The organism is Rhodococcus aetherivorans (genome assembly GCF_025722975.1).
GTDB classification, from domain to species: Bacteria; Actinomycetota; Actinomycetes; order Mycobacteriales; family Mycobacteriaceae; genus Rhodococcus; species Rhodococcus aetherivorans.
Genome location: NZ_CP106982.1, coordinates 2982776 through 3001458, shown reverse-complemented (window position 1 = coordinate 3001458; position 18683 = coordinate 2982776). Strand labels below are relative to the sequence as shown.

Sequence of the window (18683 nt, the reverse complement as noted above, 5' to 3'; positions counted from 1 at the left end):
ACGCCCAGTGGGCGCTGCTCGAGCCGCCCGTGCCGCCGCCGGGCAACATCGACGGCGAGGGCGACGACCCGACCGCCGGGACCCGGCGTCACCGCGCCGATCGGCAATGTTCGGTAGACCGAAAACAAGTCTGCGAGTAGCCTGGCGGACGGGTTCCCCGAGGCGCACGGAGGTCGAGATGACGACGATGGATTCGCCCACCCCCACCCGCCGCCGGCCCGCGTCCGTCGACGTGGCCGGAACCGCATGGCCGCTGTACAAGCTCGAGGCACTCGTCGCGGCCGTCCTGGTCCTCCTGGCGCTGTTCGCGATCACCGCGGATGCGCAGACCGCCGTGCTCACCGCCGCCGCGACCGCCACCGTCGTCTGGTGGGCCCGCCTGCTGCACTACCGCCGCGACACCTGACCGCAGCGACACCCGACCGCAGCGTCGTCCGACTGCAGACACCGTCGGCGGGTCAGGTCGCCAGGCAGGCCGGCCCGAGCAGAGCCTTGAGATCCCCCATCAGCGCCGACGACGGCTCCACCCGCAGGCTGTCGTCCACCTTCAGCACGGTGACCTTGCTGCCGGAGATCAGCCGGACGTGCACGTCCGAGGTACCGGGGTGGCGGGTGAGCACGCTCTTGAGCGCCCCGACCTTGTCGGGGGTGCACAGCCGGGTCGGCATCGACACCGACAGCGGCTTGGCCACCCCGACCTGCGACAGGTCGGGCACGGCGAGATCGTTGGCGATCAACGAGATCCGGTCGTCGCGGATCGACACCCGCGCCTTGACCAGCACCACCGAGTCCTCGACCACGTCCATGCCGTACACCGAGTAGGACTGCGGGAAGAAGAGCACCTCGATGCCGCCGGCGAGATCCTCGAGCTGCGCCGACGCCCAGGTCAGACCGTTCTTGTTGATGCGGCGGTTCACCGACGCGAGGATGCCGCCCACGGTGACCTGGGTGCCGTCCTTGATCGCGCCCTCGAGGATGGTCGGGATCGCGGTGTCCGACTGCTGGGCGAGCACGTGCTCGACGCCGTTGAGCGGATGCCCGGACACGTACAGGCCCAGCATCTCCCGTTCGAGGGCGAGCTTGTGCTTGGTATCCCACTCCTCCTCGGGGATCTTCACGTTGAACACCGAGGTGACCGACTCGTCGGCGTCCGCGCCGCCGAACAGGTCGAACTGCCCGATCGCCTCGGCCTTCTTGGTGCCCATGACCGCGTCGATCGCGTCGGCGTGGACCAGCATCAGGCCCTTGCGGGGATGGCCGAGCGAATCGAACCCACCGGCCTTGATCAGCGACTCGGTGACCTTCTTCGAACATGCGAGCGCATCGATCTTGTTGAGGTAGTCGGAGAAGTCGGTGAACCGGCCCTTCTCCTCCCGCGCCCGGATGATGGACGCCACAACGTTGGTACCGACGTTGCGCACCGCGCCGAGGCCGAACCGGATGTCCTCCCCCACCGACGCGAAGTCGACCCGCGACTCGTTGACGTCGGGCGGCAGCACGGTGATGCCCATCTTGCGGCAGTCCGACAGGTAGACCGCAGCCTTGTCCTTGTCGTCGCCGACGGACGTGAGCAGGCCCGCCATGTACTCGGCGGGGTAGTTCGCCTTGAGGTACGCCGTCCAGAACGAGACGAGGCCGTACCCGGCGGCGTGCGACTTGTTGAACGCGTATCCGGCGAACGGAAGCACTGTGTCCCACAATGCGGTGATCGCGGGCTGGGAGAAGCCGTTGTCGAGCATGCCCTTCTGGAAGCCGCCGTACGCCTCCTCGAGGATCTCCTTCTTCTTCTTGCCCATGGCTCGCCGTAGCAGGTCTGCCTGTCCGAGCGAGTAACCGGCCACCTTCTGAGCGATCTGCATGATCTGCTCCTGGTAGACGATCAGGCCGTAGGTGTCGGCCAGGATGTCCTTCAGCGGCTCCTCGAGCTCGGGGTGGATCGGCTTGACCTCTTGCCGGCCGTTCTTGCGGTCGGCGTAGTCGTTGTGGGCGTTCATGCCCATCGGGCCGGGCCGGTACAGCGCGAGCACGGCGACGATGTCCTCGAAGCCGGTCGGCTGCATCCGGCGCAGCAGATCGCGCATGGCGCTGCCGTCGAGCTGGAACACGCCCAGGGTGTCGCCGCGGGCCAGCAACTCGTAGGTGGGCGGATCCTCGAGCGGCAGCGTGTCCAGGTCGAGGTCGATGCCGCGGTTGTTCTTGATGTTCTCGATCGCGTCACCGATGACGGTGAGGTTCCGCAGACCGAGGAAGTCCATCTTCAGCAGGCCGATGGCCTCGCACGACGGGTAGTCCCAGCCGGTGATGATCGCGCCGTCCTGCGCCCGCTTCCACAGCGGGATGGCGTCCATCAGCGGCTCGGAGGACATGATCACCGCGCAGGCATGCACGCCGGCGTTGCGGATCAGGCCCTCGAGGCCGAGCGCGGTGTCGTAGATCTTCTTCACGTCCGGGTTGGATTCGATCAGCGCCCGGACCTCGGCGGCCTCCTTGTACCGCTCGTGGTTCGGGTCGGTGATGCCCGACACCGGAATGTCCTTGGCCATGATCGGCGGCGGCAGCGCCTTGGTGATCTGGTCGGCGATCGCGAAGCCCGGCTGGCCGAACTGCACGCGCGCCGAGTCCTTGATCGCGGCCTTCGTCTTGATGGTGCCGAACGTGATCACCTGGGCGACCTTGTCGTTGCCCCACTTCTCGGTCGCGTACCGCACCATCTCGCCGCGGCGGCGATCGTCGAAGTCGATGTCGATATCGGGCATGGACACGCGCTCGGGGTTGAGGAACCGCTCGAACAGCAGGCCGTGCGGGATCGGATCGATGTTCGTGATGCCCATGGCGTAGGCGACGAGCGAACCGGCGGCCGAGCCTCGACCCGGACCGACCCGGATACCCACCTCGCGGGCGTGGTTGATCAGGTCGCCGACGACGAGGAAGTACGCCGGGAAACCCATCTCGCAGATCACGTCGATCTCGTAGTCGGCGCGGCGCAGGTATTCGTCGGGCGCGCCGTTCGGGAAGCGGCGGTCGAGGCCGCGCATGACCTCCTTGCGCAGCCAGCTCGCCTGCGTCTCCCCCTCGGGCACGGGGAAGATCGGCATGCGGTCGCGGTGGGTCCACACCTCCTCGTAGGACTGCACCCGCTCGGCGATGAGCAGCGTGTTGTCGCACGCGCCGGGCACCTCGCCGTCCCACAGCGCCCGCATCTCCGCGGCGGACTTCAGGTAGTAGCCGTCGCCGTCGAACTTGAAACGGGTCGGATCCGACAGCGTCTTGCCGGTCTGGATGCACAGCAGCGCCTCGTGGTTCTCGGCGGCATCCTTGGTGACGTAGTGGCAGTCGTTGGTGGCCAGCGGCGGGATGCCGAGCGTGCGGCCGATCTCGAGCAGGCCCTCCCGGACGCGGCGCTCGATGGACAGGCCGTGATCCATCAGCTCGAGGAAAAAGTTGTCCTTGCCCCAGATCTCCTGCCACTTCGCGGCCGCCTCGAGCGCCTCGCGGTCGTGGCCGAGACGCAGCCGGGTCTGGATCTCCCCCGACGGGCAGCCGGTGGTCGCGATGATGCCCTCGGCGTGGTGGGCGATGAGGTCCTCGTCCATACGGGCCCACTTGCCGAGCTGGCCCTCGATGGAGGCGAGCGAGGACAGCTTGAACAGGTTCCGCAGTCCGGTGGCGTTCTCGGCCACCATCGTCATGTGCGTGTACGAGCCGGAACCGGAGACGTCGTCGGACTTCTGGCTCGGATCCCCCCACTGCACGCGCTTGGTGCTGAACCGCGACTCCGGGGCGATGTAGGCCTCGATGCCGATGATCGGCTTGATCCCGAACTTCGTCGCGGCGTTGTAGAACTCGCTGGCGCCGTACATGTTCCCGTGGTCGGTCATCCCGACCGCCGTCATCCCCAGCCGCTCGGCCTCCTTGAACAGGGGACCGACCTTCGCGGCGCCGTCGAGCATCGAGTACTCGGTGTGGTTGTGCAGATGAACGAACGAGTCAGCCACGCGTGCCTCTCCCGGAAGGTCTGTGAGCATCCCGAGTGTAGGCCTCCCCGGCGACGGGATCGGACCGCCACACCGGCGCCGGCGGCGAGTCGTGACCGGTGTTACTCCGGTGTACTCGAGGTGACCGGTTCGAGGCGTCCGCGCGCCGTGCGGGCCCGCAGAACGGCGTCGACGGTGAACACCGCCAGCGCGGTCCAGATCAGCCCGAAGCCGATCCACCGCGAGGCGGGCATGTCCTCGTGCAGCACCAGCACGCCCCACGCCATCTGCAGGCCGGGGGTCAGGTACTGCAGCATGCCGAGGGTCACCAGCGGCACCCGCTGGGCGGCCGCCCCGAACAGCAGCAGCGGCAGCGCCGTGACGAGCCCGGCCGACACGAGCAGCAGCGAGTGCCCGGCCCCGTGGCCGGTGAAGGTGCCGGTGCCGGTGACGGCGAGGAAGACCAGGTAGCCCGCCGCGAACGGCACGGCGACGATGCCCTCCCCCGTCAGCGACGTCCGCGGATCGAGCGGCACGATCTTCTTGACCACCCCGTACAGCGCGAACGAGAACGCCAGGGTCAGCGCGATCAGCGGCGGCCGGCCGTAGTCCACGGTGATCACCGCCACCGCGGCGGTCGCCACGAACAGGGCCGCGACCTGGGCGCGGCGCAGGCGCTCCCGGAAGAACAACACCCCGAACAGCACGCTGACCAGCGGGTTGATGAAGTAGCCCAGCGCGGTCTCGACCACCCGGCCCGACACGACGCCGTAGATGTACGTACCCCAGTTGACGGCGATGGCCACCGACGCCGCCGCGACCAGGGCCCACACCCGCACGCCCAGTCCCCGCAGCGAGCCGAGCCGGCCGAGCACGGCGAGCAGCAGCAGCATCGCCAGCAGCGTCCACAGCACCCGGTGGGCGAGGATCTCGACGGGTCCGGCGGGCTCGAGCAGCCCGAAGAACGCCGGGAAGAGTCCCCACGTCAGATAGGCGCCGAGCCCGCACACGATGCCGGCGTCGAAGCGCGATGCGGTGCTGCTCACCGCTCAACGGTAGGGCCCGGTGGCGCGACCGCGCGCGCCGGGTGGATCAGAACGACACGGTCGGCGGCAGTTCCGTGCCCGCCGGAGCGGTGTAGAACTCGCGCTCGCGCACACCCGCCGGTCCCGCGAAGAACATCCACGGGATCGTCTTCAGCGACGTGTTGAGCCGGCCCGCGGCGTCGTTGTAGTACTGGCGGGCGAAGGCGAGCTGGTCCTCGGTCTCGCCGAGCTGGCGCTGCAGATCCAGGAAGTTGGCCGATGCCTTCAGGTCCGGGTAGTTCTCGGCGACGGCGAGCACGTCGAACACCGCCTTCTCGAGCCGGGCGTCGGCCTGGGCCTTCTCTGCGACCGTGCCGCCGGAAGCCGCCCGCGACGCGGCGGTGCGCGCGGCGGTGACCTCCTCGAGCACGCTCTTCTCGTGCGCCGCGTAGCCGCGCACCGTCGCCACGAGGTTCGGCACCAGGTCCGCGCGCCGGCTCAGTTGCACGTCGATGCCGCCGAGGGCCTCCTGGGCCAGCACGTCGGCGCGGCGCAGCCGGTTGAAGCCGACCACGAACACGGCACCGATCACCACCACCAGCACGACGACGATCACGATTGCGGTCACCATGGAGCCGCCCTCCTTCCGTAGCCCGGCACCGGTGCGGACGCGCCGGTGCCTCGTTCACCGCGGCGATCGGTCACCACGAGCCGCCACCGCCGCCGCCACCACCGCCACCACCGCCGCCCGACGACGAGGACTGCGACGCGGTGTACGCGCCGATCGACGACGACAGGGCCGACTCGAAGCTGTCGAATCCCCCGGTCCCCGAGGCGAATCCGTGCACTCCGACCGGATACGGGTACCACGCCGGCGCCGGCGGCTCGGACCCGGTGACCGTGCGGTACTTCTCCGCCCACCGGTCGGCCACGCCGAACGCGACCGCGTGCGGAATGTAGCGGGTGTAGAGGTCGCGTTCCGCCGAGAACCGGTAGCGGTCCTCGCTCGACGGGGTCACGAGCATGCGCCGGAACCCACCGGCACGCGACCACATCTCGCGGCCCTTCGCGGTGCGCCGCGTCCCCGCCTCCGGCCGCAACAGCTCCCATCCGCCGAACACGAACGCCGCCGCCGGCAGGCCCCACATGCTCGGCCACACCGGCACCGCGAACCCGACCACCGCGAGGACCAGCGCCAGCACCACCGCCGCCTTGCCGAGACGCTCGCGGGCCGACGGGGCCACCAGTCCCTCGGTGCGGGCCCAGATCCGGCACTGCGACGCCAGCTCCGTCGTCGCCTTCGACAACCGTTCCCCCGCCGACTTCGAGCCGTCGGCCCGCAGCACCGCGCCGGGGTACGAGATCTGCAGTGCGTCGCCGACCGCCCGGGTCACCGGGTCCGTCGCCGCCCACCTGTCCGCGGACGCGACGCCGCGGACCTCCCACACGTCGGACTTCTTCCCGCCGCCGGCGGGGCGCAGCTCGACCAGTTCCTCCTCTGCGGCGTACAGCAGCGTCGCCGCGAGCGGCGCGGGCCCGGGCCGCTCGGAGGCGAGGTAGACGGTCTGCACCGGTCCGAAGCCGTCGGGCGGCGAGTACAGCACCGGCAGGCCCGGCTCGGGTTCGCGGGCTGTCCACGCCCACCGGGCCGCGACGGCGAATCCGAGCAGGCTCAGCATCGCGACCACCGCCACGACCGGCGCCGACCGCCCGAGGATGGGATCCCAGACGACCGGCCAGGGCACCGTGGCCCGGGCCGGGGCGTCGAGCCCGAGCCCGATGCGCACGTTCACCGCCGTCCGGGGTTCGAGCCCGGTCACCCCGACGGAGACGGTGTCGGTGCCGGCCCCGCCGAGGATGCAGGCCGCCCCCGACACCGCACATTCGACCAGGCCGGACGCCGCGGGCAGCCGCACCGTGATGTCGGCCCGGTCGATGGCCATCTCCCACCCGCCGGGAACCACGCTCCAGTGGAACACCGAGCCGACCGGGGCGGCCGTCCCCGCGGCCGTGTCGAACGTCGCGGCGGCGCCGCCCGGTGGGTCGAGGACCCCCTCGGTGGTGTACTCGATGCGATAGGTGTGGGTGCCCGGCTCCAGGTACACGTCGGGGTCCCCGATCTTCGCGACGACGAATCGGTGTCCCTGTTGCCGGCTCGTCTCGAACGGCTCGGGCGCGCCGTCGCGTTCGACGGAGACGATCTCGGGGATGTGGCGCACGTGCGGATCGGCGCCCGTGGTGACGTCCCAGTACCGGAAGATGCCGTGCCGGCCGGCCGGGAAGGCGACCGTGACGGTTTCGGTGGCGGTGAGCCCGCCGTCGGCCTCGACGGTGTAGTCGGCGGTGTAGTTCGTGATCCGCGCCGGATCCGACGCGGCGGATGCGTCGCCGGTGTCGAGTCCGGCGAGCAGCGGCCACAGCAGACCGGTCGCAGCGAGCAGCGCAACCAGGAGATACCCCAGAACCCGTGCCACCGCGCCACCGTACCCACCGGCGAGGCGTCTGTCCCGCCGATCCTGCGCGACCGGATCTCAGGGCTCGCCGTCGTCCGGTCCCGGAGCGACGACGTCGACGTGCTCGGGCAGCAGCGGGTTCACCGAGAACGCGCCGGCGACCGCGTCCGCGGGCAGCAGTTCGACGGCGCGGACGCCGGGGGCCGCGGCGAGCTCCGACGCCGTCGCCGGCGCGACGCGCACCACGACGCCGACGACGCAGGCGCACCCGTCCGCGAGACGATCGGCCGAGACCGCGGCGACGCGCGCGGCCCGGTCGGCGCCGCCCGCCTGCCGCAGCCGGCCCGCCGCGACGGCGGGCGCACGCAGCAGCGCCTCCCGATGGGCGGGCACGGCGACCGGGACCAGTGGGGTCTGCACCCGCTCGATCGGGACGCGGAACAGCACCTGCGCGATGCGAGGGTCTCCCGGCAGCGCCGCCGCCTGCTCGACCGTCACCGGCGTCGCGAAGGACACCAGGCCCCACCGCGGTTCGCCGGTGCCGGACTCGACGCTCGCCTGGGCGCGCGCGAGGTAGCCGGCGACCGCCTCGCCGTGGTCGGGGCCGAGGGTGTCGGTGCGCACCGTCGCCGTCCGGGCCGGCGTGAGCAGCCCGGCCGCGAGCACCGCCAGCAGCAGTGCCGCCGTCGCCGCCCACGGCAGGGACACGCGCCGCACGGTCAGGCGCTGCGCAGCACGGCGAGCGCGTGCTCGAGGTCGGCCGGGTACTTGCTGGTGATCTCGATCCAGCGCCCGTCGGCGGGATGCGCGAACCCGAGCGACCGGGCGTGCAGCCACTGCCGCTCGAGGCCGAGCCGCTCGGCCAGGCGCGGGTCGGCGCCGTAGGTCAGGTCACCGCAGCAGGGGTGCCGCAGCGCGGAGAAGTGCACGCGGATCTGATGGGTGCGGCCGGTCTCGAGGTGGATGTCGAGCAGGCTCGCGGCCTGGAACGCCTCGATCGTGTCGTAGTGGGTGATGCTGGGCTTGCCGTCGGCGGTGACGGCGAACTTCCAGTCGCTGCTGCGATGCCGGCCGATCGGCGCGTCGATCGTGCCGCTGCTCGGATCGGGGTGCCCCTGCACGAGGGCGTGGTAGCGCTTGTCGATGGTGCGCTGCTTGAAGGCCCGCTTGAGCACCGTGTAGGCGCGCTCGGACGTCGCGACGACCATGACCCCGGACGTGCCGACGTCGAGGCGGTGGACGATGCCCTGCCGCTCGTGGGCGCCGGAGGTGGAGATGCGAAATCCGGCGGCCGCCAGTCCGCCGATCACGGTCGGCCCGGTCCAGCCGACGCTCGCGTGCGCGGCGACGCCGACGGGCTTGTCGACGGCGACGATGTCGTCGTCCGCATAGAGGATCTCCATGCCCTCCACGGGCGTCGCCTCGATGGTGAGGGGCCGGGGCGGCTCGGGCAGTTCCACCTCGAGCCAGGAACCGGCGGACAGTCGATCGGACTTGCCCGCGGCGGCACCGTCGACCAGGACGGCTCCCTCCTCGGTCAGGGCGGCGATCGCCGTGCGCGACAGGCCGAGCAGCCGTGCCAGGCCCGCGTCGACCCGCATCCCGTCGAGCCCGTCGGGGACGGGCATCGCCCGGGTTTCTCTCACTTGTGTGCTTCCTTTCTGCTGTCGGAGGAGCCGGTCTTCCGCGAGCCGTCCGGTTCGACGCCGAAGACGGTCAGCGCCACGAGCAGGATCGCGCCGCAGACGATGGCGGAATCGGCGACGTTGAACACCGGCCACCAGCCGACCGACACGAAGTCGACGACGTGGCCCTGCAGCGGGCCCGGGGAACGGAAGATCCGGTCGACGAGATTACCCAGCGCGCCCCCGAGGACGAGCCCGAGTCCCAGCGCCCACCAGCCCGATCGCAGCGTGCGGCCGATCCTGACCACGCCCACCACGACGGCGACGGCGACCAGGGTCAGCAGCCACGTCATGCCGGTGGCCATCGAGAAGGCGGCGCCCGGGTTGCGCACCAACGTGAGCGTCACGGTGTCCCCGACGATCGAGACGGGATCGGCCGGATCGATGTAGTGGACGGCCAGCACCTTGGTGAGCAGGTCGAACCCGAAGATCACCGCGGCGAGGGCGAGCAGCTCGCGCAGCCGCCGGGCCGGCGCGGGCGCGTCCTTCGCCGGGGTTCCGGCCGAGGACGACGCAACCGGGGGTTCCGCGACGGCGTCGGGGTGGGCATCGTGCTCGGTGGGGTCGTCGGTCACCCTGCCATCATCCCCCATCCGAGGAGCGCGACGGCCACCCCGCCCGCCGTGGCTACCCTGGGGTGCGTGCCTGTGCTGCCCAGATTCGCCCGCCCGAGGGCCCGCTCCCTCGGTGTGGCCCTGTCCCTGACCACCCTCCTCGCCGGGTGCGGCAACTCCGCCGACGGTGCCGCCCCCACGTCGACGGCGACCTCGACGGAGGTCACGGTGCCCGTCGCCGCGGTCACCGCGGTGGTCCTGGAGCCGGGGGCCGAGCCGCGCAGCCGGATCCGGCTCACCCCACCCGTCGACACGAGCCAGCAGGTGGCGCTGACGACCGCCTCGCAGGTCTTCCAGTCGATCGGCGATCAGCCGGCACAGGACTTCTCCACCCCCGAACTGACGTTGCCGCTCACCGCGCGGGTGAGCGACGCCGTGTCGGACGCCTCGCCGAGCAGCCTCGTGGACCTGCGGATCGACGACGCCACCTCGCCGGATGCGGCCCTCGCCGCAGCGCTCGGGCCCGCTCGGGGATCCGAGGCGGGACTGACGATGTCCCCGTCCGGCGCGGTGAGCGCGCTGCGGCTCGATCCCACGCCGGACTCCGCGGACATCGCCCGATCGGCCATCGAGCAGGCCTTCTACCAGGCCGTGTACCGGATGGTGTCGTTCCCCGAGGAGGAGATCGGCGTGGGTGGGGTGTGGGAGATCCACCAACAGGTGATGAGCGGGATGGCGCTCGATCAGGTCGCCACCGCGAGCCTGCTCGAGCGGGACGGCGACCTGCTGACCGTGCACCTGCGCATCACCCAGACCCCGCGCGAGGCCACCTGGGCGCTGCCGAACGGGTCCGGTCGGCTGACCATCGACCGGTACGAGATGACCGGCGAAGGCACGATGACCATCGACCTCGGCCGGCCGCTCCCGATCGCCGGGGACCTCACGGTCGGCGGGGAGCAGGCGTACAGCGATCCCGCGGGCACCACCCGTCTGGCGCAGACCCTGGTGGACCGGGTGCGCTGGCAGTCCTGAGCGGACGGGCGGACGCGGCGGCGGCCGGGGCGGATCTCCGCCCCGGCCGCCGTGTCGGTCTACGTCAGGCGCAGGCCGGCGACTGCAGCTGGGCCGTCGCGACGATGGCGCAGGCGTTGTTCTTCGACAGCTTCCACACGCCGTTCTCCGCGACGAAGTCGACGGTGCCGACGGCGGGCTGCTGCGCACCGGCCAGCAGGGTCTCGATGCCGGCGGTGACCGTGCCGTTCTGGTTGTCGTTGACGTCCAGGACGGTGATCTGCGCGCCGGCTTGCTTGGCCGCGGCGGCGACCTGGTCGATCAGGGCGGGATCCTGCTCGGCACCCTGCACGAGGTTCACCTTCTCCTCGGCCGGGACGGTCTCGTCGAACGCCTTGGCCAGCATGGCGTTGAGGTCCTCGACGGTCGGCACCGGCGGGTACTGCGCGGCGGCGGTCGTGGTGCTGGTGGTGGTCTTCGCCGAGGTCGAGGTCGAGCTACCTCCGTCGTCCGAGCTGCAGGCGGACATCGTGAGGGCGGCGGCCAGAGCCACCGTGGCGACAGTGATCTTGCGAAGCTTCAACTTCTCGTCCTTCTCGTTCTCGATCGTGCACGGGTGTACCGTGCTCGGTTCATCCAGCAGCGGATGCTCCACCGGGACAGCGGATCGCCCGTAAGCGTACCCGGCGGTAGTAAGAAGACCGTGAGAGCGGCGGGGCCCGCGCGCTCACCCGAGGCCGGCGAGCGGATCGGCCTCGGAGAGGGCGGGATCGTTCTCGTCGAGGGTGCGGGCCGGCCCCGGCCCGGTCGAGCGCGTCTCGAAGCGGATCGTCACCACGCCGTGCCCGGCGCCCTGCACCCAGCCGTGTCCGAACTCCGGATGCCGCACGTCCGTGCCGGGACGCCACCGCCGTCCCGTCACCGTCGTGAGGTGCTCCGGCCCGGCGTCCGGCGACGACTCCACCGGGTCCTCCGGGGGCTGCTCGAGCTCGGGGAACAGCGACTCCTGCCGGATGCTGGACAGGCCGGCGAGGCTGACGCCGACGAGGCGGATCGGGCCGATCTCGAGCGGGTCGAGCACCAGCCGCTGCGCCGCCGCCGTGAGCGTCGCCACATCCTCGGTGGCGTACGGCAGCGTCGACGAGCGGGTGAGGATGCTCATGTCGGCCTTGCGCAGCTTGAGCACGACGGTCCGGGCGGCCCGGCCGTCGCGCCGCAACCGGCGATGCGCTGCGGCGGCGCTGCCGGTGACGGCACGTCGCAGCTCGGCGAGGGTGACGATGTCCGTCGGGAACGTCGTCTCGGCGCTGACCTGCTTGGCGTCGGCGCGTTCGACGACCGGTCGATCGTCGTGCCCGTTGGCGAGCCGGTGCAGCGCCGGGCCGACCGTGGCGCCCAGGATCGAGGCCGCCTCCGGGACCGGCAGCGCCGCGAGGTCACCGATCGTGTCGATGCCCAGACGCCGCAGGCGCTCCTCCGACACCGGTCCGATCCCCCACAGCTTGCGTACCGGCAGGCCGTGCAGCAGTGCCAACTCCTCCTCGGGACGCACGACGAGCGCTCCGTCGGGCTTGGTGAGGCCGGAGGCGATCTTGGCGATCTGCTTGCCGGAGCCGGCGCCGACGGACGCGACGAGGCCGGTGCGGGCCCGCACCTCGTCGCGCAGCCGCGCACAGAACCGTTCCACGTCGTGGTGGGCGGCGCCGGCGAGCTCGGCGGGTTCGGCGAACGCCTCGTCGAGCGACAGCGTCTCGAGCACGGGGATGCGCTCGCGCAACACGTCGAACACGGTCTGGCTGAGCGCCTGGTACAGCACCCCGCGCGGCGGCAGCACCACCGCGGCGGGCCCCACCAGCCGGCGGGCCCGGCTCATCGGCATCGCCGACCGCGCCCCGAAGACGCGGGCTTCGTAGCTGGCCCCGGCGACGACGCCGCGCGCGCCGAGGCCGCCGACGAGCACCGGCCGACCCCGTAGGGTCGGCCGGGTCAGTTGTTCGGCGGAGGCGAAGAAGGCGTCCAGGTCCAGGTGCAGCACCCAGCGCCGACCGCTCGGATTCACCACGGGGGGCACCCGGGCATCCTCGCCCCTCGCACCGACATCACGCCCGCATCGGCGTCACCGCCGTCGTGGCCGCGCCGCGCACCCCGGTCACCGGGACGCTCATGCCTTGACGATGGCCGCGCGCACCCCTTCACCGAGGTCGAGCGCCCCGTCCCCGGCGGGCGCGAGTTCGAAGCTGGTGGCGAGCACCTCCGAGGCGATGAGCTCGCGGTGCCGCAGTGCCCAGTCGGCGCGGTCGGCCGGCACCTCGAACACGACGGAGATGCGGTCCGAGACGTCCAGGCCCAGGTTGCGGCGCGCGTCCTGCAGCTCGCGGATCCGGTCCTTCGCCCAGCCCTCGGCCTCGAGCTCCTCGGTGACCGTGGAGTCCAGCACCACCAGGCCGGCGCCGCCGGGCAGCGCGGCCGTCGACTCCGGCTCCGCCGCGACCAGGCGGGTGGTGTACTCCTCCGGCAGCAGCGCGATACCGGCGGCCGTGACGGTGCCGTCGGCCGCCTCGGACCAGTCCCCGGCCTTGACGGCCCTGATCACCGTCTGCACGTCCTTGCCGAGGCGCGGTCCCGCGGCCCGGGCGTTGACGACCAGCTCGAAGCGGCCGTGCGCATCGACGTCCTCGGTCAGCTCGACCGACTTGACGTTGACCTCGTCCTGGACGAGCTCGGCGAACGGCTGCAGCCGGTGCGCCTCGGGGGCGGCGACGGTGACCTGCGGGAGCGGCAGCCGCACGCGCAGCTTCTGGGCCTTGCGCAGCGACAGCACCGTCGAGCACACCGAGCGGACCTCGTCCATCGACTCGACCAGGGCCGGGTCGGCCGGCAGGTCCCCGGCGGCCGGCCAGTCCGCCAGATGCACGGAGCGGCCGCCGGTCAGGCCGCGCCAGATCACCTCGGTGACCAGCGGCAGCATGGGGGCGGCGAGGCGGCTGACGACCTCGAGCACCGTGTGCAGGGTGTCGATCGCGTCGGCGTCCTCGTCCCAGAACCGGCTGCGGGAGCGGCGCACGTACCAGTTGGTGAGGGCGTCGCTGAAGGTACGCAGCTCGTCGCATGCTCCGGCGATGTCGACCACCTCGAGCGCGTCGGTGATGGCGTCGCGGGTGGCGGCGAGCTTGGCCAGGATGTACCGGTCGAGCACGTGCGGCGAGTCGGTGCGCCACGTGCCGGGCTTGGACGCGTACAGCTGCAGGAAGCTCCACGCGTTCCACAGCGGCAGCAGCGCCTGCCGGACGCCCTCGCGGATGCCCTGCTCGGTGACGACGAGGTTGCCGCCGCGCAGGATGGGCGAGGACATCAGGAACCAGCGCATGGCGTCGGAGCCGTCGCGGGCGAAAACCTCGTTGACGTCGGGGTAGTTGCCCTTGGACTTGCTCATCTTCAGCCCGTCGTCGCCCAGCACGATGCCGTGGGCCGCGACGGTCTTGAACGCGGGGCGGTCGAACAGCGCGGTGGCGAGCACGTGCAGGGTGTAGAACCAGCCGCGGGTCTGACCGTTGTACTCGACGATGAAGTCGCCGGGATAGTGCGAGTCGAACCATTCGGTGTTCTCGAACGGATAGTGCACCTGGGCGAACGGCATCGACCCCGACTCGAACCAGCAGTCGAGCACCTCGGGGACGCGGCGCATCGTCGACTTCCCGGTCGGGTCGTCCGGGTTGGGGCGGGTCAGCTCGTCGATCATCGGCCGGTGCAGGTCGCTCGGCCGCACCCCGAAGTCGCGTTCGAGCTCGTCGAGGGAGCCGTACACGTCGACGCGCGGGTAGGCCGGATCGTCCGAGACCCACACGGGGATGGGGCTGCCCCAGTAGCGGTTCCGGCTGATGTTCCAGTCGCGGGCACCCTCGAGCCACTTGCCGAACTGGCCGTCGCGGATGTGCTCGGGCACCCAGGTGATCTGCTGGTTCAGCTCCACCATGCGGTCCCGGAACCGGGTCACGGCGACGAACCACGACGGGACCGCCATGTAGATCAGCGGCCGGCCGGACCGCCACGAGTGCGGGTAGGAGTGCTCGATCGTCTCGTGCCGCAACAGTTTTCCGGCGGCCTTGAGGTCCTTGATGATCACCGGGTTGGCGTCGAAGACCTGCAGACCCTCGTAGGGCGGAACGAGGGCGGTGAACTTTCCGCCCGGATCGAGCGGCTGCACCAGCTCGATGCCGTTGCGCTGGCAGTACTCCATGTCCTCTTCACCGAAGGCCGGTGCCAGGTGGACGATTCCGGTGCCGGAGTCGGTGGTGACGTAGTCGGCCGCGATGATCCGGTGGGCGTTCTCCCGGCCCACGAAGAAGTCGAACGGCGGCTCGTAGGCCAGGCCGACGAGGTCCGCGCCGGTGTACCGGCCCAGCACCTCGGGTTCGTCGCCGAACTCGCGGGCGTAGTGACCGAGTCGGTCCTCCGCGAGCACATACGTCCTCGCGTCGTCACCCTCGCCCACGCGGACGGCGACGTAGGTGATGTCGGGGTGCACCGCGATCGCGAGGTTGGACGGCAGCGTCCACGGCGTGGTGGTCCAGATCAGGGCGTTGGCGCCGTCGAGTTCGCTGCCCGGTGCGCGCACCACCATGTCGACGGTGACGGCCGGGTCCTGACGCATCTTGTAGGCGTCGTCGAGCCGGGTCTCCTGGTTCGACAGCGGGGTCTGCTCGTACCACGAGTACGGCAGGACCCGGAAGCCCTGGTAGATCAGGCCCTTGTCGTAGAGCTGCTTGAAGGCCCACATGACCGACTCCATGAAGTCGAGGTCCAGGGTCTTGTAGTCGTTGTCGAAGTCCACCCAGCGGGCCTGCCGGGTGACGTAGTCGCGCCACTCCCCGGTGTACCGCAGCACCGACGTCTTGCAGTAGGCGTTGAACTCGGCCAGCCCCATCGTGTCGATCTCGGACTTGTCCTTGATCCCGAGCTGCTTCTCCGCCTCGAGCTCGGCGGGCAGGCCGTGACAGTCCCAGCCGAAGCGCCGTTCGACCTTCTTGCCGCGCATCGTCTGGAAGCGCGGGATGAGGTCCTTGACGTAGCCGGTGAGCAGGTGCCCGTAGTGGGGCAGGCCGTTCGCGAAGGGCGGGCCGTCGTAGAAGACGAACTCGTCGGCGCCGTCGCGATTCGCGACCGAGGCGCGGAAGGTGTCGTCCTTCGCCCACCCGTCGAGGACCTTCACCTCGAGCTCGGGGAAGTCGATGCCCGAGTCCTTGGCGACCCCGTAGTCGACGCGCGGGTATCCGCCGGTCGGTGCGTCGGGGGCCTGCGGGCGGTCGGGGGTGCTCTTCGTCACAGCGTGACTCCTCGTGCCTAGACGTGTCCGGCACGGGGACGATCGCCGCGCCCTGTGCGCCGGCAACCGCGGTACCACCCCGCTTGCACCGTCCCTCCGGGCTCTGCCGGCCGGACGGGCCTCTCGTTCGGGCTGTGACGGGCCCACCCGTTCGGTTCTACTGAGTCGTGCCGGTCGGCACGGCCGTTCTTCCGAAGGCTCCCCGGTGATGGCCGGATCGACGCCGTCCCCGGCGGCTGCCGGGGGAAAGCACTGCAAACTGTTCTCGGACTATTCTATGCCGCCGCGCTCACTCGCTCGGATCGCGTCCCTCGCGGCGCCGTCTCGGCTCGGATCCCGTCGTCGTCGGGGGCGCGGTCCGCTTGCCACTCAATGCGCTGATCAGCAACAGGACCGCGCCCACCACACACACGACGATGCAACCCCAGGCCCACAGCACGGACCCCGTCATGAGGGCCACGACGAGCATGCCGAAGCCGACGGCTGCAAGGGCGAGAGTCACCACCAGCACGGCGCACCCTCATCGGAACCCGACCATCGGACCGCCGCCTCGATCAGCTGTTGCCCTTGGCGAAGGACGTGGAACCGAACGAGGAGTTCGACTGATTGAACGCCTCCTGGCCACCGTCGACCGGCACGGCGGAACCGCGCTGTTCGAGCTCCTCGAGCTGAGATTCGAGGTAGGACTTCAGGCGCACCCGGTACTCGCGCTCGAAGGTCTTGAGCTGCTCGATGCGGCCCTCGAGCACCGAGCGCTGCTGGTTGATCGTCGCCATGATCTCGGTGTGCTTCTTCTCGGCGTCCGCCTGCAGCGCGTCGGCCTTCTCCTTGGCCTGGCGCAGCTGCGTCTCGGAGCGGGTGCGGGCGTCGGCGAGCATCGCCTCGGACTTCTGCCGCGCGTCGGCGATCATCGCCTCGCTGCGGGTGCGCGCATCGGAGATGAGCTGCTCGGAATTGGTGCGGGCGTTGCGCAGCAGCTCCTCGGCCTCGGCCTTGGCGTCGCCGGTGAGGCGGTCCGCCATCTCCTGGGCCAGGCCCAGGACCTTGGCGGCCTGCATGCTCGCGTCTCCGGAGGCCGGTGCGGCCGCAACCGGTGCGGGGGCCGGTGCGGGCGCCGGCGCCGGAGCGGGTTCCGGCGGCTTCGGCGCCTCGACGACGCGAGCGGGCTCCGGTTTGGCCGGCTGGGCCGGTGCCGCCGCGCCGGGTCGGGCACCCTTCTTGGCCTCGGCGAGCTCCTGGTCGAGCTCGGCCACCCGCTGCCGCAGGTCGGCGTTCTCCTCGATCAGGTGGGTCAGTTCCTGCTCGACGAGATCCAGGAACGCGTCGACCTCGTCCTCGTTGTAGCCACGCTTTCCGATCGGCGGCTTGCTGAACGCGACATTGTGCACATCAGCTGGGGTCAGCGGCATGGAAGGATCCCTTCACGCGTCGTGTGAGCGGTCAAGCAAGCATTCAGTTATATCCACAGTGCGTCACGCGTATCAAACTCACTGTAACTGGCACCCCATTCTGGCACAGGGCGGCTTTCGCGCGGATCGTCCGAGCAGGTGTCGGCCCTCAGAGCGTCCCACCTCGGGGAATGAACGCCATCAGGAAGTAGACGATGAACAGCAGCACCATGATGGACAGATCCAGTCGCACTCCCCCGAGATTCAGCGGAGGAATGAGCCGGCGCAACAGTTTCACCGGCGGATCGGTGACCGTGAAGATTGCTTCGAGAACGACGACGACGAATCCCGTCGGCTTCCAGTCCCGCGCGAACGTCCGGATGAACTCGACAATGATCCGGCCGATCAGCAGCAGCCAGAAAATGAACAGCAGGAACCAGAGCACCTCGAATACGGCCACCCGCCCACTCTGCCCGACGACGGCGGATCGAGCCAAACCGAAACGCCCGGCGTCCGGTGTTGTACACCGGGCACCGGGCGTCGACCGTGCCGGAACCGCCGCTGCGGGTTCAGGTCACTGCTGGTTGTAGAACCCCGTCTCCGCGATCCGGCGGCGCTCCTCGGCGGAGACGTCGATGTCCGCCGGGGAGAGCAGGAACACCTTGGTGGCGACCTTGTCGAACGAGCCGCGCAGCGCGAAGGCCAGCCCGGCGGCGAAGTCGACGAGCCGTTTGGCGTCGGCGTTGCTCATCTCCACCAAATCCATGATCACCGGGGTGCCGTCGCGGAACCGCTCGCCGATGGTGCGGGCCTCGCCGTAGTCCCGGGGACGCAGCGTGGTGATCTTCGACAACGGGCCTCCCTCGTCGAACAGTGCGCCGCGACGGGCCTCGGACCGTTCGAGCCGGCCCTCGGAGCCGAGCGACGACCGCGCGGCGGCGCGGGCCGGCGGCGGGGTCGGGCGCGGTGCGCGGGCCGTGATCGGCTCCACGCGGGCCGCCCGCACGGGGGGCTCGTAGCGATCGAAGCCGTCCGGCTCGAAGTCGCGGCCGGCGTCCTCCCGGCGCGCCGCCTTGTACTCGTCGCGGTGCGACGGGCCGTAACCACCGCCGGCGTACGGCGGCTCGTCGTACTCCCGGTCGCGCTCACGGCGGGCGCTCGCGGGGTCGTCGAGGTAGTCGTCCTCGTATTCCTCGAGCGGCACCATCCCGAAGTACGCCTTGAACTTGTGGAGTGAGCTCATGGATCAACCTTCCTCGCGCGGCGGTCG

At 70.8% G+C, this 18683-nt stretch carries 16 protein-coding genes; 2 read left to right on the top strand and 14 right to left on the bottom strand.

The window, feature by feature from the left end:
- Positions 1-178 precede the first annotated feature (178 nt).
- Positions 179-406, top strand: coding sequence for a hypothetical protein (locus OCS65_RS13675; RefSeq protein ID WP_006933441.1), 228 nt, complete (start codon positions 179-181; stop codon positions 404-406).
- Between the two features lie 52 nt (positions 407-458).
- On the opposite strand, the gene dnaE is transcribed toward OCS65_RS13675, so the two are convergent.
- The 7 genes from dnaE to lspA form a co-directional block, all read right to left on the bottom strand.
- Positions 459-3995 (bottom strand): DNA polymerase III subunit alpha, encoded by a 3537-nt coding sequence (gene dnaE / locus OCS65_RS13670; protein ID WP_006933439.1) that lies wholly within the window; start codon positions 3993-3995, stop codon positions 459-461.
- A 101-nt stretch (positions 3996-4096) separates the two neighbouring features.
- Positions 4097-5020 carry an EamA family transporter RarD gene (gene rarD, locus OCS65_RS13665; protein WP_006933438.1) on the bottom strand — a complete coding sequence of 308 codons (924 nt, stop codon included), beginning with the start codon at positions 5018-5020 and terminating at the stop codon, positions 4097-4099.
- Positions 5021-5066: 46 nt separating this feature from the next.
- Positions 5067-5630: a LemA family protein gene (locus OCS65_RS13660; RefSeq protein WP_006933437.1), complete on the bottom strand. Its 564-nt coding sequence runs from the start codon at positions 5628-5630 to the stop codon at positions 5067-5069.
- A gap of 70 nt (positions 5631-5700) precedes the next feature.
- Positions 5701-7473: a DUF2207 domain-containing protein gene (locus OCS65_RS13655; protein WP_006933436.1), complete on the bottom strand. Its 1773-nt coding sequence runs from the start codon at positions 7471-7473 to the stop codon at positions 5701-5703.
- 57 nt (positions 7474-7530) lie between these two features.
- Positions 7531-8160 carry a hypothetical protein gene (locus OCS65_RS13650; protein WP_006933435.1) on the bottom strand — a complete coding sequence of 210 codons (630 nt, stop codon included), beginning with the start codon at positions 8158-8160 and terminating at the stop codon, positions 7531-7533.
- Between the two features lie 11 nt (positions 8161-8171).
- On the bottom strand, positions 8172-9080 hold the full coding sequence (locus OCS65_RS13645; RefSeq protein ID WP_174824791.1) for an RluA family pseudouridine synthase: 909 nt from the start codon (positions 9078-9080) through the stop codon (positions 8172-8174).
- 14 nt (positions 9081-9094) lie between these two features.
- Positions 9095-9730 carry a signal peptidase II gene (gene lspA / locus OCS65_RS13640; RefSeq protein ID WP_037200951.1) on the bottom strand — a complete coding sequence of 212 codons (636 nt, stop codon included), beginning with the start codon at positions 9728-9730 and terminating at the stop codon, positions 9095-9097.
- Positions 9731-9778: 48 nt separating this feature from the next.
- On the opposite strand from lspA, the gene OCS65_RS13635 reads away from it, so the two are divergent.
- Positions 9779-10723 (top strand): hypothetical protein, encoded by a 945-nt coding sequence (locus OCS65_RS13635; protein ID WP_373867512.1) that lies wholly within the window; start codon positions 9779-9781, stop codon positions 10721-10723.
- A 64-nt stretch (positions 10724-10787) separates the two neighbouring features.
- On the opposite strand, the gene OCS65_RS13630 is transcribed toward OCS65_RS13635, so the two are convergent.
- From OCS65_RS13630 to OCS65_RS13600, 7 genes are all read right to left on the bottom strand, one after another.
- Positions 10788-11285 carry a WKL family lipoprotein gene (locus tag OCS65_RS13630; RefSeq protein WP_029544171.1) on the bottom strand — a complete coding sequence of 166 codons (498 nt, stop codon included), beginning with the start codon at positions 11283-11285 and terminating at the stop codon, positions 10788-10790.
- Positions 11286-11429: 144 nt separating this feature from the next.
- The gene (locus OCS65_RS13625) at positions 11430-12773 is read right to left on the bottom strand and encodes a DNA polymerase IV (protein ID WP_231772758.1); all 1344 of its coding nucleotides are present in this window, start codon (positions 12771-12773) and stop codon (positions 11430-11432) included.
- Positions 12774-12863: 90 nt separating this feature from the next.
- The gene (gene ileS, locus OCS65_RS13620; protein ID WP_006933421.1) at positions 12864-16025 is read right to left on the bottom strand and encodes an isoleucine--tRNA ligase; all 3162 of its coding nucleotides are present in this window, start codon (positions 16023-16025) and stop codon (positions 12864-12866) included.
- Positions 16026-16314: 289 nt separating this feature from the next.
- Entirely contained in the window at positions 16315-16536 is a 222-nt protein-coding gene (locus OCS65_RS13615) for a hypothetical protein (RefSeq protein ID WP_006933419.1), read from the bottom strand.
- A gap of 43 nt (positions 16537-16579) precedes the next feature.
- Positions 16580-17434: a DivIVA-like cell division protein Wag31 gene (gene wag31, locus OCS65_RS13610; protein WP_043801962.1), complete on the bottom strand. Its 855-nt coding sequence runs from the start codon at positions 17432-17434 to the stop codon at positions 16580-16582.
- A 148-nt stretch (positions 17435-17582) separates the two neighbouring features.
- The gene (locus OCS65_RS13605) at positions 17583-17873 is read right to left on the bottom strand and encodes a YggT family protein (protein ID WP_003938221.1); all 291 of its coding nucleotides are present in this window, start codon (positions 17871-17873) and stop codon (positions 17583-17585) included.
- A gap of 114 nt (positions 17874-17987) precedes the next feature.
- Positions 17988-18656, bottom strand: coding sequence for a cell division protein SepF (locus OCS65_RS13600; RefSeq protein ID WP_006933414.1), 669 nt, complete (start codon positions 18654-18656; stop codon positions 17988-17990).
- Positions 18657-18683: the final 27 nt, after the last annotated feature.